Source organism: Paenibacillus cucumis (ex Kampfer et al. 2016) (assembly GCF_019748695.1).
In the GTDB taxonomy this organism is placed as follows: Bacteria; Bacillota; Bacilli; order Paenibacillales; family Paenibacillaceae; genus Paenibacillus; species Paenibacillus polysaccharolyticus.
In genome coordinates this window covers 102059-123714 of the sequence record NZ_JACLIC010000009.1, presented here as the reverse complement: position 1 = coordinate 123714, position 21656 = coordinate 102059, and the positions used below count along the sequence as shown (strand labels likewise).

The window sequence follows — 21656 nt, the reverse complement described above, 5'->3', positions numbered from 1 at the left end:
TGTGATATTAAAGATTTATATGCTGATATGGAACCTCTTTTAAGCTCTTTCTTTTTAATAACACTAGGTTGAGAATTAACAGAAGAAGGAAGTTTAAGTATAACTGTTGAAACTTATAAATAAAAGTTTGAATGGAGGTCAACATTATGAAAAAAAAACATCCTGATTCTCAAGATGTTCACAGCGCAGTTTCATCTTGGAGTGGATATGATTTTCAAGGCCAGGTAGCTATTTATACTGTCTTATGTTATTTAAATGAATTAAAAAGTAGAATTAATGATATAAGTGAATATTCTCTGGAAATTGAGCATCTAGAGGATTTCTCAATTAAAAAAAATGATTGCTACATATCATTACATCAAGTTAAATCGTATCAAGATAAATACTTGTTTAGCTCTTATAAAGAAGCGATTCTTGAATTACTAGGCAAGTGTGCAAAGTATAAAGTAGTAGAAAGTGTGAATCTACATACTACGTCATTAATAGAAAAACCAACAAAAAATGAGATGAAAAGAATATTATCTGAATATATTCCAATAAAGAAAATAGAAAAATTGAATGAGTATAAGCATTCAATGTTTGAGTTGAATAAGTTTGATGAGGTATATGAGAAGCTTTTCTTTAATAAATGTGAGGATAGCTTACCCTACAGTCACGTTGTTGACATCGATGAAATTGGAGATCAAATAAAGCAGCAACTGTATAAATTCTATTCAATCTACAGTTCTGAAATTAAGTTCTCGGATTCCTTAAGTCCAATATATTTTACTTCTGATGACAATATCAATTTTATATATCATAATCTACAATCGGAGCTTGATAAGTGGATTATTAAAAATCATAAGAAAATTTCTGAAGATCCAGAGATTTCGTTTAGTGTATTTTATGAAATATTATTGTCTAAAAATATATTTACATTTTCCAACAAAACTACAGCAGGTCTGTTAAAAGAAGCTCTTAAAAAATGCTATTCTGAGTACTGTGAAGATCATGAAATAAGTCAAGAAAATGATCCTATTTGTCATAACTGGGAGAGAAACTGGGACTATATTCGTCAATTAAATGACGATGATTTTATTTTATTATGCAGGAAGATATCACCAAATGTCTTAGTTAAGAGTAGAACAATAACATTAGTTGAATATAGAGAATTGCTGAATAGTAGGGGCGTTAAAGAAGCTTTGATTCACCTTACTTTAGAAATTGGGAATTTATCATTAGAACTTACAGATGTAAAAAATGTATTCGTTTTAAACAATCTGGGCAGTCATCACCTAATCTCAACAATAAGTGAGGGGAAAGCACCTAAAGCAGTGGATAATGTAAGCAAAAGAATAATAAAAAATTTAAAAGAAGATAGCAATTTATCTCATTTGTTATTCGATATTCATAAAATTATTACGACGGATTTAGATGGTACATTCGATGGAGAAATATTTGATATAAAATCGACATATCATAAGGAACTAAGTAAAAAATTAGATAATAAAACTCCCATTATGATTCCTAAAAAATTAGACTTTATAAGTCTGGAAATAGTTAAGGAGGAATTAAAATGAAGCAAATAATCGAAAAGATTTTTTATGAGAAGGGGTTCAAAATAGATAATGAACTCTTATTGAATAATAATGTTTTTTTTGCAGAACGTACAGCAAATAATAAGTTTGATTTTTTTGTAGTTTTATTTAAAAAAACAGAAGAAATAACCGAAGATTTGGATGATGAGTTTAGCAATTATTTAAATTTAATAGTTCAAAGAAGACAAAATTATATAGGCTTAGACAAAAATCTCTCATTAATAATATTCATAGAATGTAATTCACTAGAGGAACATAAAAAAATTGATTCTATTATTTTTGACATAGAAGAGGATCCTTATGACTTTAAAAAGTATGTTTTGGTACATAGCTTGGATGAGGTAAAGGAGTTAAGTGAAAATTTAAGTGATAATGAATTGAAAGTTACAGATTATATCGAACAAAAACTGGTTGATTCTGAACTGTTTTCTGATTTTAAGAAAGGGAAGAAAAACGGGGTTATAACGGAATATGAACTGATCACCAAGTTATATATTAAGTTACCCTTTTTGAATTTAAGAAACTTATCTAGGGATACACTTGATTTGTCAGCATTAATTAAGACTGAAATAAAAGAAGAAGATTATAATATTTGGATTGAATTACTTAATTTGAGTAGTTTATCAAATCAACTAGAAGATGATATACAAAAAATGGAGTTTTTTGTTAATTCATTGGAGGAAGAAGATGTTGAATAATTATTATATCAGTAGAATCTACTTTGAGAACTTCAAATCAGTAGACATGGCAAGAATTGATTTTGAGGGTAAAAATCTGATGGTTTTAGATGGACCAAATGGTTTTGGAAAAACAACTATTTTTGATGCAATTGAATTAGTTTTAACCGGAAAAATTAGAAGGATACAATCCAATAAAATAGCATCTACAAATAGAAAATATTCAGATCATCTCTTAAGCAAAAATCAGGGTAAACCGACTATTATAAAGATTGAATTCATTTCAAATGAAGATAAAAATAAAAGTATAGTTCTAGCTAGAGTATTAGTGAGCAATATTATATCAAGTACCCAGAAGCGACCTGGGGAATTTGGTAACCTTAAATTATATATACTAAATGATTTTGATGAAGATCCCTTATTAGGGAATGCTGTGGATTCCAAGGAACTTATTAAACTATTTGGAATAGAAAATATAAATGACAGCTTTATGATGTATAACTATGTTGAACAAGAGGAGAGTGGACATTTTTTCAAACAAAATGAAAAGGATAGGATGAACTCAGTGTCAAAGCTCTTCAATATAGAGAAGGAGATCTTTCAAAAAGAATATATAGAAAAATTAAAAAATAAACTAGTCAGAGAGAGAAATGCACTCGAAAGAAAAATCCAAGAAGAGACATTGAAATATAATGATGTTAATAAACAAAGTATAGGTGAAATCTCATACGAACCTCTGATACAAGATAAAGAGATAGAAATAAACTGGGACAGAGAGATTATTCCGAATATTAGTAGGGAATTAAAAGAGGAATATCTTTCCGAATTAGATCAGTTACTGTTGTTTGTTGAGAATTTGGCTGATTTTAAAATCGAGAAAAAAAATATTGAAATAGAGAAATTATCTAATCAAACTGAGAAATTGAAAGCAATAATATTGCTTGGAAACTTTCATGATAAATTTAAGGATTTAGAAAAAAAGCATAATGAACAAAAAGAGTTACAAAAAAATCTAGATATTTTAAGAAACAGAGAAATTTTAGTTAAAGATTTGAATTTGGTTATTATAAACACCAGAATGGAAACCGATTCTTATAATGAGTTGTTATCAAAAATAAAAAGATTGAAAACAATGCAAAATAGCACAAATAATATGTCTAAAATAATAGAGCAATTAAATAATTCAAGATTAAATTTACAGGCAATCTTTCAAAAACTTATTGATGAAAACCCTTCGGATTCAATTTCTTGTCCATTATGTGGCCATGAAAAGGAGGATATGGCCCAACTACTTACTGATATTGAATTAAAGACTACTGCACTTACGTTAGAACTTGATGAAACTTCTAAGCAAGTTAAAAAAGAACTAAATATAATTTATGATAATAGTTTAAATAAAGTCATACAAGAAATACAATTTGAACTTGAAAACTCTAAATCAATTGAAACAGACTTTATGGAACAATTAAAGTCATATATTAATGTTATTAATGATTTTAACAAAGCCAAAGAGTGGTTTGTCATTAACGATATTGATTTAAAAAGGCACATAAATAGTGAAGAACATGCCATTCAAAATCTTGATGAAAGAGCCAATAAATTAAGTGAAGAAATAAAGAGTAAGAGAAAGAATGTTAGTGAGCTCTGTAAAGATAATATGCAATTGTTTTCAAGGCTGTACATCGATAGATTCAACAAAAAACATAGTATAATACAAAACATATCCATTGAAAGCATTAACAAGAAGAAAAACTACATTGAATATCAGTATTATCTGCAAATGAATGAAGTTCATAGGAATTTAAAAAAAATGAAGGATAAATTCAGAGATATTAATAAACTTTGTCAATCTACAACAAGAATTTTAGAGGTATACAATAAAAATATAAATATATATAGAAGAAAAATGATTATGGAAGTAGAGATTCCGTTTTACATCTATTGCGGTAAAATTATACAAACTCATCAAAGAGGAATTGGAGTTTTTATAAAGGAAGAATCTAACAGTAACGAAGATATCGGGGCACAATTAAAGTCTATAAATTTTGTACCTCCTGGGAAAACAGATCATGATATTGTGCATTCTTTTAGTTCAGGACAACTTTCTTCAACTGTTATAGCATTTACATTGGCCTTAAATAAAGTATATAGTAATCAGAAGATTACTACCCTTCTTATAGACGATCCAGTGCAAACAATGGATGAAATGAATATGGTCTCATTGGTAGATTTGCTACGTAATGATTTTAATGACAGACAGATAATTTTATCAACACATGAGGAAAAAGTATCTTTGTATTTGAGATATAAATTCTTTAAATATGGTTACAGTGTAGGTAACGTTAACGTTAAGAATGAACTATATGAAAATATATAAATATAATTAATCGCTAACCAATTGGTGGCGATTTTTTTTTGGACTTTTTATCTATTCAGAATAATACATTTAAGAAATAGCATAAAACGGAGGCTAGAATGTGCTAAATAGTGAACATTTCACAAAAAGAATGATAGGCGCAATCAATTCCTATATTAGATTAATAAACTCAACAGCTAATGTTGAGTCAGAAGTGAGAGTATCTAAAGAATGGCGATTTCATTTCGAAAACTCTGAAAAAACATTTGTGGCCACTATTAAAGTGTACGGAATTGAAGAGAGATTATACTTTGAACTATACGAATGGAAGTCTCTAGATCACGATATATTAAAAAATGAAAAACTGAGAAATTTATTGAAAAGATTTGTTTAAGTATTTCCCAAAGCTATACAGATTTCATTTTAATTATCTGTCTTAAAAGCATGAGAAAGTTCTCTGTTAACATTTTTTAATATGATTATTTGCTGGTGAGTTAGACTTTTAGTCAAAGCAATGAACTCGTCAAGAGCTTCTTGCCTTGTAACATCTAATATTTCTGTTCTACTGCCACTGTACATTAGTTCACTAATATCCAAATTCATGGCGAGTAGAACTTTCTCCAACGTATCTATGGAAAAGTTTCTTTCGCCTCTTTCTAATGCTCCGATGTATCTATAATCCAAACCGGCGATATCAGCCAGCTTTTGTTGAGTAAGTCCTTTAGCATTTCTCATAGCTCTAATTCGTGTTCCAATCATTTCACGTAACTCTGACATTTGAATCACCTCATTAATAAGCTTAGATAAGATGAGGTAGAAAAGTCAGGATATAATATATAGCAATAATGGTTTTATTTACGCCTTTAAAGTAGTATAATGTAAGTTGAGTATTACGTGATAGAAGTAATTACAACTTTACTTTTACTAATTAAAGGAGGCTTCCTTTTTTGCGACCATCTATCCTGAAATCCCTCAAACCGGACATTATCGTTGAGATGCTGGATATGGCTGTTGCATTTGAAAATTGGAACAAGGTGCTGGAGACGGCGGATGTGTTGTACCAGTGCGCGCAGTGTATATATGAAGAACGGGTGGAGTGTCAGGAGAAAGGTGGGTCCAAACTTCATACCCATACGGAACGTCCATTGGTTTATTACATAGGATGGAGTCATATGATGCGAGGTATGGCTTATCAGAAGCTGGGGCAGATCGATCAGGCGCGAGCTTGTATCCGGCAGTATGCAACATTGGGGTGTATGGAAGGATTGGATGAGGCAGAGCTACAAGTTGTACAGGAGTTCAAACGTAAAGCTGAAATCTATCGGTATGCACTTGAGATTGAAGCAGGGCAGGTTGAGTTGCTGGAAGGGTACGTGAACCTTTTGCTGGAGTATCCGGAGGAACGTTTGTCAGGGTTGAAGGTGATCACAGAGGCCGCGGTGCGGCATGGGTGGCGGATTGATTTTATCATACATATGCTTGAGGAGAAGGTTGATGGGTCAGGAGTGGGTCTGGGTTCGTTAAACAACGATGATATGTACCACTATTGTTATCAAAGGGCTTTATATGAACAGTGGATAGGAAGGCCTCAGGAGGCGGTGGATTTTATTTTGAAGGCGATGCGTGTAGCGGACAGACCGGGGATGGAACGGCAAATTATCAGGTGTACAGCGGTATTGGAGTCGTTGCGAAAAATGGCGACGGAGGAGCAGATTGAGCAGTATCGGGTGTTTTTGGCGGGGATAAAGTAGGGAGTCCTTATTGGGTTTACTGAAAATGGTAGGATGTGCTTGGATGTGGGTATATGCATATAGGACTATAGCACCGATGAGTGGTGTGTCAGATGTCGGGTTATAGGTAAATTCAGGATGTTAGCCGGATGGTTTTACATATTATACTTCTGCTAACATAGGATAATCCTATTTCAAATGAGCGGAGAAAGCGTATGAGTACAATCAAAGTGACCCCTGAACAATTACATCACGTATCCAATCAGGTGGATCAGGCGAGACAACAGTTGGAGCATATCCAGGATAACCTTTCAAGGCAGATCATGTTTCTTCAGGCTGTATGGCTGGGTGTGACGCAGGAGCGTTTTTATGGTGATTTTGCACGGTCACGGCCCGTATTACAGAAAGCACTGGAGAGCATGTTGTATACTTCAAAAGAGTTAACGGATATTGCTACGAGGTTTGAGCAGGCAGATGCCGAGAAGGGCAGTCTGGGTGGTGTTATTGGCGCTGTGGGTGCGGCAGCGATGATGAAGAGCTCGGGGAGTGATGCGGGTTCGGAGGATAAAGGCTACCGGATGGCGCAAGTCAACGTGTTTGGTAAAATGGTGCAGATGCCTGTGAATGAGGATGGTGTTACTGATCAGGCGGCCTTGCAGGCGTATCAAAAGGATCAGGGACATTTGGACTTTAATCGGATGCAAGCCGTAGGGACTGAGGAACCTGGGGAAGATATTTTTGCTTTGCAGATTGAAGCCTTTGAAAATCGAATTCACCCCTTCACAGGCGAACCAGTGAACGATCGATATGCGCAGATGATGGTGACTTCTCTGAAGTTCAGTCAGATTTTAATGGCTTTTCAGATGGTTCGCGGAAGTATGCCGGGGCGCAAAGGCCCGTTTCGCTTGCCTTCTTCTCATCCGGCGGTGGCGAAGTTGAAGAAGAATATTGCGGAGGTTAATTCAAAATCGGAAAAAACTAAATTGAATGCAGGTGGAGGAGAAGCTAAACCCAAGCCTAAAACTGAAATTATTAATACTGGACAATACTCTGGAGGATTAGTTAAAGTTCCAAAAGGTGATGCAGCGGCTGATAAACTAGCTGATAAGCTGGCTGGTGAGTCGAGAGTTAAGTTTAAAAATGATCCTAAAGGTAGGGAATTTGATACAGTTAGTGATGAGTATATAGCTCAAACTAAACCTCCATTAAATAGCCTAGATAAACAGTTTAGAAAACAGGCAAAAGCAACGATAGAGGCAGCTATTGAAACAGGGAAAAAAGCTTATTTTCATTTTGAGGGTAAACCTGATGATAGGGTATTACGACAGTTAAATGAATATGCCGAAAGATACAAAGTGGATATTGTTATTGATACAAGACCTTTATAACTAGGGAGGATGAATGATATGTTCGAATACCATGGATGGGCAACGATAAGAGAAAGCGCGTCGTTTGAAGAAGATGAGGATCAATATGATGAAGCTATTCAGGAGTTACAGAAGTACATTGAGAAGTTGAATTGGACTTCAGGTGTACTAGATCTGAGGGCTGTTAATGGTGACTATCAGCTTTGGATTGCTGGCCTTGATAACCACAAACCTGAAATCCAATTTAATCCGATTGAAGTGTTCAGAAAAGCAGGTGAAATAGCTCCGGGTTCCTACGGCATTCTTTACGTAAGAGATAGTGATGATTTAGCATCATCTAATCAGTTCAAGGTGTATACGTTAATACGAGGTGAGATCGCAGAGCAAGAAGATCCATTTCTTTCACCTTTTGTGCCGAAATTAGAGGATGAATGCTGAGTATTTGCTCCTAAGAACGGAAATGAACAAGAGGTGAGCAGAGTGAATCTGCAAACAGCAGTAACCAGGATTAATACGATTAATTGGGAAAGTGTAGGAACGCGCTCTTCTGAAATAGAAGCCGATTTAGCGCGAGAGTATCTAAGAAGATTAGCGCTCTTCTTTAGAAATACGTCTACTAAACCTTTGCCTCCTTCCATAGCTAATGTTGCCAATATACTTGGTGATGAACAAGAGATTGAAATTTCAAAATATTGCAACGTGGAAGCCATGGGAACACACGGTAGTAACGTTTATGTGTATAAAGTTTTTGAATACTACTTGCAGTTAGCAAAGTTGGTTGATCTGGATCATGGTTATGTTAATTACTTACTTATATATGAACCATTCATCAAAATCTTTGAAAGAGAAGGACTGGTTGTACTCAAGCCAGGAGAATTAAACGTGGTAGGGCGAGCGCATATTCCATTAAATCATTGGTACGATAAGTTTATAGATATGGAACCGCTCGACTTAAACAACTTGGAAGAATAATGATCGGGATGGGTCTTCTTATGGAATTAGCATTGTATGTTTTCAATAAACAAGATACGAAACACCTAGCGACATTATTAATGAGTGCTATACAGTCATTTTCGCCAGAGACTCGCATGAAATGCAAAGATGATTACTACACTTTAATGAATGCTACCTTTTCTTGTATTGTACAGGATGATGATTCAGTGAGTTTTACAAGGGAAGAGTTGAGTCTGGATATTAACTATTGTATCTCTATCACGATTTTCTCACATTCGCCAGAAGAAGCACTGCGGGTTATCTTTCAAGCGGTGAATAAACTAACTGCACAACTGGATAAGGATGTAGCACTGACAGACAGTGCATCTGGGGTGATATTCATACGTTCTAACGGTCAGCTTATAATAAACTCACATTGCCGAGAGAACCCGGACATCTATGCCTGGCCTTTTGATGCACTGGAAGGCGATTTTATTGAAAAGGACATGGCGGGATTACTCTGAGAAGGATCACGAGGAGAGGGGTAACAATATGGGGGCTACATTAGCTAAAGGGATCGAGCGTTTGTCTGCGATTTCGTTTCAAATGGATAGCTTTTCTCCCCAAAACTCACATCACATATTAATCAGTGAGTATCTAAGACGTGTGAATGTATTCCTAGACAAGCTGAGCCTATTCCCAGATGGTTATCCCCTATTTAGCTTTGCCAAGATGATTGGAAGAGAGATAGATGCTGATGTGTACCGTGCTTGTCCCCAGTTGGATACACTTCATAATGTCTATATGAAGGCTATTTGTTATAGCTATCTGGAAGTGTGCGAATTAATCGATCAAGGAGTAGATGGTGCGATTCAAAATGCTGATTTGCATGAGCCAATGTTGAAATTCTTCGAACGAGGTGGGACGTTTACTATACGAAAGGGTGAACTGGAAGTAGATAATGCAGCATATCCACTAATGTATTGGAGAACTCTGGTGATCCCCGTTCAAGATATTAGCGATAATTCCTTGGATCTTATAGATTGTAGTGGGCTGGAGGGATAATGATGTCGGTGGGGCTGTATAGATACAGCGGAGAACTAGATGACCGGGAATCGGAACTAACGCTTAGTGAGAATATCTCCACTCAGGACTTTTATGATGAGCACTGGGAGAGAGCTATTCATGAACTGGGCATCTTGATTATACAGGACGGCTCCGAGATTGCCTTTCATCAGCTTGGGGATGCACTGGATGAATTGGAACGTTTGAGAGAGTGGGCTATCCAGCGGTTGGAGGGAGCCGATCTGGAGTATATGAAAGGTAGAGTAGAGCATTTACAGCGGATTTTACCGAATGCTTTTGACAGTGAAGAAGTTATTTTGTACATATTCTAGGGTTGTCGGCTTGGTCAACTAGCTCCGGTTCCTACGGCATTCTTTACGTAGATGAGTGCTAATAAAAAAGACAGGGAAGTATTACTTTTGGAAAGGAGAGTTTGCTTGTGGATGCATGGCTGAGCAATGAGAACCGCGCATATGTTGGTCTTGAGCCTGTTGAATCGCACTGGGATAGGGTAGACATCAAGAATGGCTATTATATTTATTTTGATGGAGACGTTATTCGTAAACGAATATCGAGCCTGCCGGAGAGTTATGTGGAAGAGGACGTGTATATTGAGGTGCGAGATCGGCAATTTGTTGTGCCCAAAACGAGCAGAGGCAAGGAGAAGAAACTAACCTACACCACAGTATCCGGCTTCAAGGCAGAAGGTGTTACGTTCTCCGCTGGAGTCAGTCCATATGATGGCAAGAGCTACGTTACAGCTTATAATAAACGTAACAGCGTGAGTCTACCGATTTCGGACTGTTCCCACATGACATCCAAAGCAGAGATCATCTCCTGGCTGGAGCATTTTCCGGGCACCGTGCCAGATGACTATGACCGCAAGCTTGATCGGTTGAAAAATATGCCAAACCAACGTTATCAGGCGGTGCCAGGTGATATTTTCAGAGTAGAGCTGGATCTGCATACCGATGGGTATGTGCTTGTGATTGGCAACCTTCGTCAGATGGAAAAGGATGATTTATTTTCCGAGCAAAGCATCTGGAGATCGGTCATGACCATGCCGCTATTTGTACGGCCCTTCTTATGGAAGACAACGGAGCGTTCCCCTTCGCTAGAGGATATTTTGGCGGCCCCGATGTCGGAGACAACGAGGATTGTGATGGATGACTTTTTTCTGCGCGGAGGATATGAGTTTGTGTATCATAAACCATTGGAGGAAGAGGATATCCTGTTTCCTATAGGGTACGGACCGACAACGAGCGTGACGAATGAGCGTGTAGTCCGTTTGAGCTGGGGCTTGGGCACGTTACATAAACCAGAGGAGCAAACGCCGTTTAGGCTGGAACGGAATTTCATGAATCACGGAGTCTGCTCGGGTCTGACCACCGAATGCTTTGGCCCGCCATCTGAGCGTATGCATGAGAGGGACCTGGCCCATCCGCAGTATGCGAAGGAGCGTAAACTGGCATTGGCGGAATTTGGATTATCCGAAGACATTACATATGATGAATTTTGCCAGAAAACAGGGGCTATGACACGCTTGCAGTATATCGATTATGTAAAAAGAAAGTATCACATCCCTACAGATGGTGAGAATTAAATCCTGCGCATCTCATATACAAAAACATACACATCCCAAATCCGCTCTCATTGGTGAGACGGATTTTTTGCGTCCAATCAACCAAAAATATCTTGTCAAAACGTAATCATTACGATAAGATAATACTCATTGTTTAGATGATAATGATTACGATTAACAACCATATGAAACATAATGAGAGAGGGGCATGACCTTGTTTACGAAAAAGAAGCCTTTGCTGGCGCTAATCTCCTTGGCCCTAAGTGCGGCAGTCTTACTTACCGCTTGCGGAGCATCCACATCTAGCCCGGCGGAGCAAGGCGATACCAATACCCAAGGGAATAAGAACGTTCACTTCCTATATAACTTCTCCACCAGTTCACTTGATCCACATGTGGATTCAAGTTATGTGCCGCTGCGTGCGGGCATTACGGAAACGCTCTTGCGTCTGGATGAGGACAATCTGACCGTTGCGCCGTGGCTCGCCGAGAGCTGGGAGAGTAAAGATGGTCAGCACTGGACGATTAATCTGCGCGACAATGTGACGTTCCAGAACGGCAAACCGATGACAGGGGAAGCGGTTAAAGCATCTCTGGAGCGGGCGTTGAAGGAGAACGTAGCCATCCAAAATACATTGAAGGTGGATACGATCAAAGCCGAGGGGAACAAGCTGGAGATCACCACGACCGAGCCGTTCCCTGAGTTTGCATCCGAACTGGTGAACCCGAACACGGCGATTATTGACGTTAGTGAGCCGGACATTGTGAACAAGCCTGTCGGTACAGGCCCGTTCAAGCTGACTTCTTTCACGGCAGGCAGCAAGCTGGAGCTGAGCAGATATGACGGATATTGGGACGGGGCTTCGCCGCTGGATTCCGTAACATTTTCGTTTAATGAAGATGCTAACGCCCGTTCACTTGCACTGAAGTCCGGTCAAGTAGACGTCGTTTACCGCCCGGAAGTGGAAAGTCTGGAATCTCTCAAAGCCATCGACGGGTTGAAAGTTGAATCCACATCCACGTTCCGTGTGCACCAGTTGACGATGAATATGCAGCGGGAGAGCATCAAGGATGTGAATGTCCGCCGAGCGCTCGATGCGCTGATTGACCGTAAAGGTATTGTCGATACGATCCTGCTTGGCTACGGCGAGCCTGCCATTGGCCCGTTCCTGCCATCACTGCCTTTTGCACCTAAATATACACATGCAACAACGGAGACCGGTTCAGATGTGGCCGTGAAGTATCTTGGCGAAGCTGGCTACACCCAGCAAAACGGCGTAATGACCAAAGACGGCAAACCATTGAAGCTGACGCTACTCACCTATTCGTCACGCGCCGATCTGCCGCTCATTGCACAAGTGTTCCAGTCGGATGCGAAAAAGATCGGAATCGATGTACAGATTCGTCAGATTGATGCACCGGAAGAATACATGGCTTCCAACCGGGATTGGGACATCGCTACATACAGTAATCTGACCGCTCCACGCGGGGATGCGGGTTATTATCTGAATGCGACATACCATCCGAAGGGCGCGCTGAATTTCAGTGGATCGGAAGATCCTGCATTGACCAAGATCATCGACGAACTGAACCTTACCGTAGAACCGCAGAAACGCGCGGAGCTGGCAGAGAAAGCAGCCAATTATGTGCATGATAACGTGCTGAACTCGTTTGTACTGCATCCAGCAACGATTGTGGCCTACAACGGCAAAAAGGTGAAGAACTGGGTCACCACGCGTAGTGAATATTACATGATTACCAACAAGCTGGATGTGATGTAATGTTTCGCATTTTGCTTCGCAAGTTTCTGGAGGTTTTTGTATTTCTGCTCTTCATTATGTTCGTGAGTTTCCTGTTCATCCGGCTTGCTCCCGGCGATCCGGTATTAACCATCCTGAATGTTGAGGAATTATCGGTGAGCAAGGAGCAAGTTGAAGCACTGCGCGAGGAAATGGGCTTCAATGACTCGCTTCCCGTGCAATTTGGCCGCTGGCTGCTTGATTTTGTGCGGATGGACTTCGGTGTGTCCTATTCAACAGGTCAGCCGGTAATGCAGACACTGATGCGCGCACTTCCGGCAACAGCCGAGCTGACAATCGGGTCACTGCTGGTCATGCTATTCGTGGCTATCCCCCTGGGCTCCCTGTCCGCACTATATCGGGGCAGCTGGATTGATCAGGGGAGCCGTATCTTGTCTATTCTGGGTGCAGCTGTGCCCAGCTTCTGGCTGGGACTCATCCTGATTGACCTGTTCGGCGTGCGATTTGGCAGTCTGCCCACGATGGGACGGGACGGATTTACCTCACTTATTCTGCCATCACTGACGCTGGGACTCGCCATCTCCAGCGTTTATGTGCGTCTTTTACGTTCCAGCTTGCTGGACTCTCTGAGCCAGGAGTTTGTGCGATCTGCCCGGGCCAGAGGGCTTTCGGAGGGGCGTATCTTCTTCCTGCATGCGTTCAGACACAGTCTGCCCCCGGTGATCACCGTATTTGGAGTTAGTCTGGGCAGTCTGATTGGCGGCGTTGTGGTAATTGAAGTGCTATTTGCTTATCCGGGGATCGGCAAGCTGGTTGTGGATGCCATTCGCCAGCGCGATTATCCATTGATTCAGGGATACATCCTGATTATGGCGGTTGTCGTGTTCCTGGTGAATACGGCGGTAGATCTGTCTTACCGTTATTTAAATCCAGAGATGAAATTGAAGGAAAGGGAGGCCCACCGATGAAAACGATACCCCTGCGCATGCCGTCAACCAAAACAAAAAAGCACAGCTGGCAGGCCATCATCGGCATGCTGTTTGCATTGCTGGTTATCGCGGCCTCCCTGTATGCCTTTCTATATCTGAAACATGATCATACCCTCACCGACCTGCGCAGCAGGTTGCAAGGGATGAGCGCGCTTCATCCGCTTGGCACCGATCATCTGGGCCGTGATGTGCTGACACGTCTGCTTCTCGGCGGCGGTCAGACGCTCGGTTACAGCCTGCTTGCACTCGGTGCGGCACTACTTATCGGCATTCCGTTTGGTCTAATCGCAGGGTACAAACGCGGATGGATCGACAAGCTGTTCATGCGTATTGCAGATGCATTTCTGGCTTTTCCGGACACCATTGTCGCAATTGTACTGAGTGGTCTGCTTGGTGCAGGCATTGGCAATCTGGTGCTGGCGATTGTTATCGTGAAATGGGTGAGTTACGCGCGTCTGGTTCGAAGCACTGTCCTATCCGAGTCGCAAAAGGATTACATTCGTGTAGCCCGAACCAACGGTCTGTCCGATGCACGAATCATGACCAAACATCTGCTACCGCATATTGCAGGTCATGTGCTGGTACTGGCGAGTCTGGATCTCGGCAAAATCATCCTGCTGATCTCATCCTTATCCTACATCGGACTAGGCGCACAGCCGCCGACACCTGAATGGGGAGCGATGCTGAATGACTCGCGTCCTTACTTCCAGTCCAGACCTGAACTAATGGTCTTTCCGGGTCTGGCTATTGTATCGGTTGTACTACTGGCGAATATGCTGGGCGACTACTTGCGAGATCGGTTTGATGTGAAAAAGGAGGTGCAGTCATGATCCTCTCTATCGAGGAACTGAGCATCTTCAGCCAAGAGCGGACGATTGTGGACCAGGTGTCCCTTGCCGTCCGCGAAGGGGAATTCATGGCGCTCGTGGGACAGAGCGGCAGTGGCAAGAGCCTGCTCTCGCAGGCGATCGGACAGCTGCTGCCGCCCAACCTGCGCGCATCTGGACGTATCCTGTTCGAAGGCAGTAATCTGCTCGAACGGAAACCGAAGGAGATGCGTGCACTGCGTGGACGCGATATCTCGTATATTTTTCAGGACTATCAGGGAGCATTTACCCCTTTTCGCAGCATTGGCGGACACTTTGATGAATATCAGAAGGTGCATGGCGAGAAGTCTGCTACGATCCGTAAAAAGCGTGCCGCAGAAGCGCTGGAGTCTGTTGGACTCAGCCCGGAACTGCTTCGCCGCTATCCGTTTCAGCTGAGCGGCGGTCAGTTGCAGCGCGCATCCATTGCTACATCGCTCATGCTCTCGCCTCGTCTGCTCATTGCCGATGAAGCAACGACAGCGCTGGATAGCATGTCCGCGCATCGCGTAATGGAACTACTCGCACGCAAGCAAGCCGAGACGGGCTGTGCGATCCTGTTCATTACGCATGATTGGCGGCATGTGCGCCGATATGCGAACCGCTTGTCTGTCATGAAAGAAGGGCAGATCGTGGAATCAGGCGGCAAACACCGGATTCTGGATCATCCCCAGCATGAGTATACACGTCAATTAATTGAAGCAGCGCCCGTATTGACTAATGAATTGAAGTCTGGTTTGAAGGAGGTGGGCGCGGAGTGAGAAGCCAAGCCAGCCAAGTCGTGTTACACGTGGAACAGCTCACCCGCACCTATGCTGGTGCGGAACATCCTGCCGTCAACGCTATCTCGTTCACCCTGAATCGCGGCGAATGCCTGGGTCTTGTCGGAGAGAGCGGCTGCGGCAAAAGCACACTGGCCCGCTGCCTGCTACGCATCGAGGACGTGGATCAAGGTTCGATTCAACTTGGCGGGCAGGATATTGCCCGGCTGGATGGGCGCCGCTTGCGCCCGCACCGTCGCAAGATTCAGATTGTTTTCCAGAATCCTTCGGCTGCACTTAATCCGAAACTTACCATTGGAGCATCTTTGATCGATCCCTATGAGCAACTAGGTCGGGATGCGAAGCTCACACACTTCACCTATACATCGAAAGAAGCTTACATCCGTCAGCTACTGGAGGCCGTAGAACTGCCGAGTGAACTGGCGAACCGCTACCCGCACGAGCTGAGTGGTGGTCAGCGGCAACGTGTTACGATTGCGCGAGCCATCGGCATTGAGCCGGATGTGGTTGTGCTGGATGAACCGACGGCCAGTCTGGATGTTATTTCGCAGGGAGCGATTCTGCAGCTACTCACCGACCTTCGTATATCTCTCGGCCTGTCCTATGTGTTCATCTCACATGATCTGGCGGCGGTGCACCGAATGAGCCAGCGAATTATCGTGATGCAATCCGGACAGATCGTAGACCAATTTGGCGCGGATGCGTTGTTCGCCGAGGAACGCCACCCGTATACGAAGGAACTGATTTCGATATTCTGAAGACATAGCGCGTATGAGCGTGTGGACTGACTTCTTACTATAATAAGAGCCGTTATGCGAAGGTTATGATGCATGCGGCTCTTTGTGCACTCTTTTTCACAGCGAATCATATGTTTTAAAAACAGGCCGTTTGCCTAGCGAATGCAAAGTTCCTTCTTTGCTTTGAACAAATAAATCTTTCAGGCCTATAACCGGGCTAACGAACCGCGGCAAACTAGCGTATACTGAGGGAATAGCAAATATCTTGAAATTGCATATTTAAATTGCTCCATATTATTGATACACTAGTTCAAGGTTATATTCATTCAGACAAGGCGTGAACCCTCGAAGAGTGGGCTTGCAGCCAATGCCAAATCGATAACGCTTACATCCTTTTGGCAAATATAGGATATAAGGACGGTAGACATGAGCCAGGGACAAACGAGTACAGATGTAATCTTGATCGGTGCCGGAATTATGAGTGCAACTTTGGGAACTTTGCTTAAAGAATTGGCACCAGACTGGAATATTAAGGTTTTTGAGAAGCTTGCCACGGCAGGAGAAGAAAGCTCGAATGAGTGGAACAATGCCGGAACCGGGCATGCTGCGCTGTGCGAACTTAACTATACTGTTGAACGACCAGACAAAACCGTAGATATTAGCAAAGCCATTAAGGTGAACGAGCAATTCCAGGTTTCCAAGCAATTTTGGTCCTATCTGGTGAACAGTCGTCTGATTCGGAATCCGAGGGACTTCATTATGCCGATTCCTCACCTCAGTTACGTGCATGGCGAGAGTAATGTGCAGTTTCTGAAAAGACGGTACGACACCTTGTCAAACCATCCGCTGTTCGCAGGCATGGATTTCTCGGACAACCGGGAAGAGCTGGCGAAGTGGATGCCGCTAATGATGAAAGACCGCACAAGTAGCGAGCCGGTAGCGGCGACCAAGATTGACTCCGGTACGGACGTTAACTTTGGTGCTTTAACGCGTATGCTACTGAAACATCTACAGGAACAAAAGGTGGAAGTCCACTATAAACATAGCGTGAAGAGCATTAAACGCAAAAGCGATAAGTCATGGGAATTGACCGTGAAAAATCTGACGAGTGGAGCTGTTGAACGTCATCGGGCGAAATTTGTTTTCATTGGCGCGGGCGGCGGAAGTCTGCACCTGCTCCAGAAGTCCGGTATTCCGGAAGGTAAACATATCGGTGGCTTCCCGGTAAGCGGGATCTTCATGGTCTGCAAAAATCCAGAAGTCGTGGAACAGCATCATGCCAAAGTATATGGCAAAGCTTCCGTAGGTGCTCCACCGATGTCCGTACCGCATCTGGATACACGTTACATCGACAACCAGAAGTCACTGCTGTTTGGGCCTTTCGCCGGTTTCTCACCGAAGTTCTTGAAGACCGGATCGAATGCAGACCTCATTGCTTCGGTGAAGTTGCATAACCTCTTAACAATGCTTGCGGCGGGTGTGAAGGAACTCTCACTCACCAAATATCTCATTCAACAGCTCATGTTAACGAAGGAACAACGCATGAAGGAACTGCGTGATTTCGTGCCGAGTGCGAAGAGTGAGGACTGGGATATGGTGCTGGCAGGTCAGCGTGTGCAGGTGATCAAGGACACCGTTCAGGGCGGCAAAGGCACACTGCAATTTGGAACCGAAGTTGTAACTGCGGCAGATGGCTCCATTGCGGCATTACTAGGCGCATCGCCGGGTGCTTCGACGGCGGTTCAAGTCATGCTGGAGATTTTGGAACGTTGTTTCCCGCAGAATATCAAGGCATGGGAACCAAAGATCAAAGAGATGATCCCGTCTTACGGCATCTCGCTTGCAGAGAACCTCGATCTATTACGTGAGGTGAATCTGTCTACGGCGAAATCGCTGGGGTTGTCGGATGAGAAGCAAGCATTGCATGTGTAATGGATAAAGTGCTTCATGAAGCCAGGAAATGAATCAAAAAAGCTGAGCCCGGATCAAGTCCAGGCTCAGCTTTTTATGGTTTAGTTTTCCCGAAAATGAACTTATAACGAATCCATTTCGGTCTGGTCAGGGATAAAAAAGGAAACCTTCGTCCCTTGCCCAGGGGAGCTGACGATCTTTAACCCTTGTCCATAGAGCTGATTCAAGCGCCGATGGGTATTGGTTAAACCAATGCCTCCAGGTTTTAACGGATTCGGTTTAGGCCATGCGAGCGCTCGTTCAATCTGCTCCGGATGCATGCCTGAGCCGTTATCTTCGATCTCGATCAGTGTGCCCGTGGTTTGGGCAACGATGCGGATCCATACCGTCCCACCGTCCACTTGGCTGAGTACACCATGGCGAACAGCATTTTCAATCAGCGGCTGGATCGTGAGTGGAGGAAGAATCACATCGATGTCTTCTGGAATGTCCCAGACTACGTTTAATCGTTCTGCGAATCGTTCCTTCTCAATGTAGAGATAGGCTTTCGAAAGGTCTATCTCGTGGGTGATCTCCACCATTTTCTCCGAATTCACAAAGTGGAAGCTGGTCTGCAAATATTCGATAAAAGCATCCCCCAATCGCTGCATTCGATCTGTATCGATCTCACTGAGCATCATAATGGAATTGAGTGTGTTAAACAGGAAGTGAGGCTGGATCTGTGCCTGCAAATAAGCGGCTTCCATCCGCAATCTCTCATCAATCGATTGTTTCAACACAATCAATGAACCAATGCGATGTCTCAACTCTACAGCGTCAACAGGCTTGGTCACATAATCAGTAGCACCCGCCATGAATCCGGCATAAATATCAGCAGGTTCGTTTCGGGCCGTTAACAACAGAATAGGAAGCTCCGATACGGAATAACGTTTACGCACGCTCTCTGTCAGTTCATAACCGGACATATGAGGCATCATCACATCGGCAATTAATAAATCCCATGACTGCGTATTTAGTAATTCCAGGGCTTCTAACGCTGAAGTGGCAGGTTGTATATCATAGGGTTCATTCGACAGCATCGAGATGAGTACACGTAAGTTGACCGGATCATCATCGACAGCGAGAATGCGAGCAGTAGTTTTCCCAGGTATGACGGGGTTCACAGGATGTTGCTCTTCATCTAGGCTCACAGCGACCTCACTCAGATGCTGGACACCCCATCGCGAATGCTCCGTCTGATCGGTCTGTTCGGTTAAGGCAGGTGTATCTTTTCGTGGCAACGAAACTTGAAAAGTAGATCCTTGTCCCAGCACGGACTGCACGGTAAGTTCACCACCATGAAGCTCTGTGAGCTGTTTGCTGATACTTAACCCGAGCCCAATCCCACCACTCAAACGTGCTTGAGCAGTACCTTGCTCGTAAGCTTCAAATATTCGTTCTTGTAACTCCTCGCTAATTCCCGTGCCCGTATCCGAAACTTGCATAATGACGCTATCTTTATCTGCCCTGACCGATACGGTAATGGTACCCTCATCCGTGAATTTGAGCGCGTTATGCAGCAGATTGTACAAGATCTGAACAAGTCGTCTCTCATCTGCCTGAACAAGCGGTAATCCCTCGGGTGTATCTACGATGATCTGGACTCGCTTGCCCTCCGCCATGAATCGGAACATACCAATGACGCCGGATATGACAGAGGCGAGGGATAACGGTTTTTTCTGCAATATGATGCGTTTTTCTCTCAGACGAATGACATCCAGAAGATCATCAATCAATTGCGACATCTGTCTCCCGATATTGACGAGCAGTTTCATGTCTTCCGTATGTTGTCCTCCGGATTGACGCTGTTCGCGCACCGCAATACTTTCGGCAATGTTAATAATCCCATGCAGGGGAGTGCGCAATTCATGCGCGGTGTTCACCAGGAATTGATCTTTTTGCTGGTCTTCCACTTTGAGCTGTTCATACAGTTTTTCAATTTCAGTGGCATTGCGGAAATATTTCCTGAACCAGTAGGCCGCAAAGCCAAATATGGCAGCAATAACATCGATCGGATAATACACATTGGTGATTTCGTTGTGTGAGTTTACAATTCCCCACAGCACACTGGACATACTGCTCATTGCTGCAAAGAGCAGAAAGCTTGCGTCGCTTTGTTTGGCTGCGGCCATTTTGAAGAACAGGAGCACAGACCAACCAATGGCGAACAAATACAGGAAATCAGGAATTTGAGTATGAAGTGCTTGGTACACAAGCGTTACGGGAGCAAGGAGCAAAAATAATAGATATCCTCCTACAATACCGGCATATGCAAGAAAGAGCTTTCGCCCATGATTCGGATTCGCAAAGCTTCTGGCCAGCATAAGAAGGAAAAGCGCAAATGAAGCATATGAAATCGCCTTGGCTTTAACCATCCAAGTGAAGTTCAGTGGCAGCCAGTTTAATAACAGCCCGTCATGGTCAGAGACCACCGTTAAGGCCGTGGCCAGTATTAACAACGAGAACGTGAGCAGTGCCCGCTGCTTCCGGATAAACAGAAACATGACAAAGGCATACAGGCTGTGTAGAAGCAGTATAGCGAACGTAATTTTCTGCAAATCAATCGATAAACCTCGCTCACTTCCGATGGCTTCAGGAGAACCCAAGTATAGAGAACGCGTAATGCCTCCACTGAATGGATCGTCGAAATTGGCTGTCTGCACAAGTAGAGTGAGTTCATTTGTCCCATCTAGTGCATAGGAAGTTACAAATGCAGTCCTTTCTGGTTGATAGCTTTCGGCATCGCTGGCAGGTTGACCAAACTGGGCAACAACCGTTCCGTTGATCTCAATGATGGATGAGGTTTGAATTTTCTGAGCCCAGAGGGATATTTCCTTCACCGAAGGGTCGAGCAGTATACGAAGCTGGTACGTTCCATATCCGAATGACGAAGCAGAAGGTGGTTGTAACGCCTTGCGCCAGTCACCCGGCACTTGGACCCAGGTGGAAGGCTTGTCCGACCCCATATCTGAATTCGTATGTTTATCTTCTCCGCCAGAAATCAATGCATGGGTTGTGAATCCCCATTCTCCATCCAGAGAGATCGGGGAAGTGTCAGCAAAATCCCAACCGCGAAGATCCAACACGCCTCGAACGGGTTCTGGATGATCCGGTATAACAAAAGAGGCGGACCATATCCAGCGAAAGCTAAGTAAAATGGTTAAAAAGACAAGGGACAACACGACATATCTAGGTATTTTTATATTGGTTATTGGTTTCATGGCAGATTTTAATTTCGACAAGTTTCGTCTAACTCCTGCACCGTCGTGTTCGATGAGCGCCCTTT

At 42.9% G+C, this 21656-nt stretch carries 19 protein-coding genes; 17 read left to right on the top strand and 2 right to left on the bottom strand.

Going from position 1 to position 21656, the window contains the following annotated elements; all coding sequences use genetic code 11:
- Nucleotides 1-146 precede the first annotated feature (146 nt).
- The 3 genes from H7T88_RS05815 to H7T88_RS05805 are packed head-to-tail and all read left to right on the top strand — an operon-like array spanning nt 147 to nt 4631.
- The gene (locus H7T88_RS05815) at nt 147-1559 is read left to right on the top strand and encodes an ABC-three component system protein (protein WP_221787613.1); all 1413 of its coding nucleotides are present in this window, start codon (nt 147-149) and stop codon (nt 1557-1559) included.
- The gene (locus H7T88_RS05810; protein WP_221787610.1) at nt 1556-2275 is read left to right on the top strand and encodes an ABC-three component system middle component 1; all 720 of its coding nucleotides are present in this window, start codon (nt 1556-1558) and stop codon (nt 2273-2275) included. The genes H7T88_RS05815 and H7T88_RS05810 overlap by 4 nt, the downstream gene beginning before the upstream one ends.
- Nucleotides 2265-4631, top strand: a complete 2367-nt coding sequence (locus H7T88_RS05805; RefSeq protein WP_221787608.1) for an AAA family ATPase — start codon at nt 2265-2267, stop codon at nt 4629-4631. The genes H7T88_RS05810 and H7T88_RS05805 overlap by 11 nt, the downstream gene beginning before the upstream one ends.
- A gap of 402 nt (nt 4632-5033) precedes the next feature.
- Here the strand turns inward: H7T88_RS05805 and H7T88_RS05800 are convergent, their stop codons facing one another.
- Nucleotides 5034-5387, bottom strand: a complete 354-nt coding sequence (locus tag H7T88_RS05800) for a helix-turn-helix domain-containing protein (RefSeq protein ID WP_221787606.1) — start codon at nt 5385-5387, stop codon at nt 5034-5036.
- Between the two features lie 170 nt (nt 5388-5557).
- Here H7T88_RS05800 and H7T88_RS05795 point away from each other — a divergent pair, with 170 nt between their 5' ends.
- The 14 genes from H7T88_RS05795 to H7T88_RS05730 all read left to right on the top strand — a co-directional run bounded on the left by H7T88_RS05795 (nt 5558) and on the right by H7T88_RS05730 (nt 18352).
- On the top strand, nt 5558-6361 hold the full coding sequence (locus H7T88_RS05795; protein WP_221787604.1) for a DNA-binding protein: 804 nt from the start codon (nt 5558-5560) through the stop codon (nt 6359-6361).
- Nucleotides 6362-6555: 194 nt separating this feature from the next.
- Complete coding sequence (locus H7T88_RS05790) at nt 6556-7728, top strand: WXG100 family type VII secretion target (protein ID WP_221787602.1); 1173 nt, start codon at nt 6556-6558, stop codon at nt 7726-7728.
- An 18-nt stretch (nt 7729-7746) separates the two neighbouring features.
- Nucleotides 7747-8145, top strand: coding sequence for an Imm7 family immunity protein (locus H7T88_RS05785; RefSeq protein WP_221787600.1), 399 nt, complete (start codon nt 7747-7749; stop codon nt 8143-8145).
- Nucleotides 8146-8187: 42 nt separating this feature from the next.
- Nucleotides 8188-8679 carry a hypothetical protein gene (locus tag H7T88_RS05780; RefSeq protein ID WP_221787598.1) on the top strand — a complete coding sequence of 164 codons (492 nt, stop codon included), beginning with the start codon at nt 8188-8190 and terminating at the stop codon, nt 8677-8679.
- Nucleotides 8680-8699: 20 nt separating this feature from the next.
- On the top strand, nt 8700-9164 hold the full coding sequence (locus H7T88_RS05775) for a hypothetical protein (protein ID WP_221787597.1): 465 nt from the start codon (nt 8700-8702) through the stop codon (nt 9162-9164).
- Between the two features lie 28 nt (nt 9165-9192).
- Nucleotides 9193-9705 (top strand): hypothetical protein, encoded by a 513-nt coding sequence (locus tag H7T88_RS05770; RefSeq protein WP_221787595.1) that lies wholly within the window; start codon nt 9193-9195, stop codon nt 9703-9705.
- Nucleotides 9705-10037, top strand: coding sequence for a hypothetical protein (locus H7T88_RS05765; protein WP_139168924.1), 333 nt, complete (start codon nt 9705-9707; stop codon nt 10035-10037). The genes H7T88_RS05770 and H7T88_RS05765 overlap by 1 nt, the downstream gene beginning before the upstream one ends.
- Before the next feature lie 107 nt (nt 10038-10144).
- A complete protein-coding gene (locus tag H7T88_RS05760; RefSeq protein ID WP_221787593.1) occupies nt 10145-11308 on the top strand; it encodes an immunity 26/phosphotriesterase HocA family protein in 1164 nt (387 codons plus the stop codon).
- Nucleotides 11309-11495: 187 nt separating this feature from the next.
- Entirely contained in the window at nt 11496-13067 is a 1572-nt protein-coding gene (gene nikA, locus H7T88_RS05755; RefSeq protein ID WP_221787592.1) for a nickel ABC transporter substrate-binding protein, read from the top strand.
- Complete coding sequence (gene nikB / locus H7T88_RS05750; RefSeq protein ID WP_154889796.1) at nt 13067-14014, top strand: nickel ABC transporter permease; 948 nt, start codon at nt 13067-13069, stop codon at nt 14012-14014. Before nikA ends, nikB begins: the two co-directional genes overlap by 1 nt.
- Complete coding sequence (nikC, locus tag H7T88_RS05745; protein ID WP_221787591.1) at nt 14011-14865, top strand: nickel transporter permease; 855 nt, start codon at nt 14011-14013, stop codon at nt 14863-14865. Before nikB ends, nikC begins: the two co-directional genes overlap by 4 nt.
- Nucleotides 14862-15662, top strand: coding sequence for an ABC transporter ATP-binding protein (locus tag H7T88_RS05740; protein WP_221787590.1), 801 nt, complete (start codon nt 14862-14864; stop codon nt 15660-15662). The genes nikC and H7T88_RS05740 overlap by 4 nt, the downstream gene beginning before the upstream one ends.
- On the top strand, nt 15659-16441 hold the full coding sequence (locus tag H7T88_RS05735; RefSeq protein WP_221787589.1) for an ABC transporter ATP-binding protein: 783 nt from the start codon (nt 15659-15661) through the stop codon (nt 16439-16441). The genes H7T88_RS05740 and H7T88_RS05735 overlap by 4 nt, the downstream gene beginning before the upstream one ends.
- Before the next feature lie 405 nt (nt 16442-16846).
- Nucleotides 16847-18352, top strand: a complete 1506-nt coding sequence (locus H7T88_RS05730; protein ID WP_090923461.1) for a malate:quinone oxidoreductase — start codon at nt 16847-16849, stop codon at nt 18350-18352.
- A gap of 101 nt (nt 18353-18453) precedes the next feature.
- Here H7T88_RS05730 and H7T88_RS05725 read toward each other — a convergent pair whose 3' ends face one another.
- Nucleotides 18454-21612, bottom strand: coding sequence for a hybrid sensor histidine kinase/response regulator (locus H7T88_RS05725; protein WP_260510739.1), 3159 nt, complete (start codon nt 21610-21612; stop codon nt 18454-18456).
- Nucleotides 21613-21656: the final 44 nt, after the last annotated feature.

Excerpts from the sequence above, each read along its gene's own strand:
- H7T88_RS05775 (WP_221787597.1), top strand. The coding sequence starts at position 8,700 with ATGGAATTAGCATTGTATGTTTTCAATAAACAAGATACGAAACACCTA.
- H7T88_RS05800 (WP_221787606.1), bottom strand. The coding sequence starts at position 5,387 with ATGTCAGAGTTACGTGAAATGATTGGAACACGAATTAGAGCTATGAGA.
- H7T88_RS05785 (WP_221787600.1), top strand. The coding sequence starts at position 7,747 with ATGTTCGAATACCATGGATGGGCAACGATAAGAGAAAGCGCGTCGTTT.
- H7T88_RS05805 (WP_221787608.1), top strand. The coding sequence starts at position 2,265 with ATGTTGAATAATTATTATATCAGTAGAATCTACTTTGAGAACTTCAAA.
- nikC (WP_221787591.1), top strand. The coding sequence starts at position 14,011 with ATGAAAACGATACCCCTGCGCATGCCGTCAACCAAAACAAAAAAGCAC.
- H7T88_RS05740 (WP_221787590.1), top strand. The coding sequence starts at position 14,862 with ATGATCCTCTCTATCGAGGAACTGAGCATCTTCAGCCAAGAGCGGACG.
- H7T88_RS05770 (WP_221787595.1), top strand. The coding sequence starts at position 9,193 with ATGGGGGCTACATTAGCTAAAGGGATCGAGCGTTTGTCTGCGATTTCG.
- H7T88_RS05790 (WP_221787602.1), top strand. The coding sequence starts at position 6,556 with ATGAGTACAATCAAAGTGACCCCTGAACAATTACATCACGTATCCAAT.
- H7T88_RS05765 (WP_139168924.1), top strand. The coding sequence starts at position 9,705 with ATGATGTCGGTGGGGCTGTATAGATACAGCGGAGAACTAGATGACCGG.
- H7T88_RS05810 (WP_221787610.1), top strand. The coding sequence starts at position 1,556 with ATGAAGCAAATAATCGAAAAGATTTTTTATGAGAAGGGGTTCAAAATA.
- nikA (WP_221787592.1), top strand. The coding sequence starts at position 11,496 with ATGACCTTGTTTACGAAAAAGAAGCCTTTGCTGGCGCTAATCTCCTTG.
- H7T88_RS05730 (WP_090923461.1), top strand. The coding sequence starts at position 16,847 with ATGAGCCAGGGACAAACGAGTACAGATGTAATCTTGATCGGTGCCGGA.
- nikB (WP_154889796.1), top strand. The coding sequence starts at position 13,067 with ATGTTTCGCATTTTGCTTCGCAAGTTTCTGGAGGTTTTTGTATTTCTG.
- H7T88_RS05815 (WP_221787613.1), top strand. The coding sequence starts at position 147 with ATGAAAAAAAAACATCCTGATTCTCAAGATGTTCACAGCGCAGTTTCA.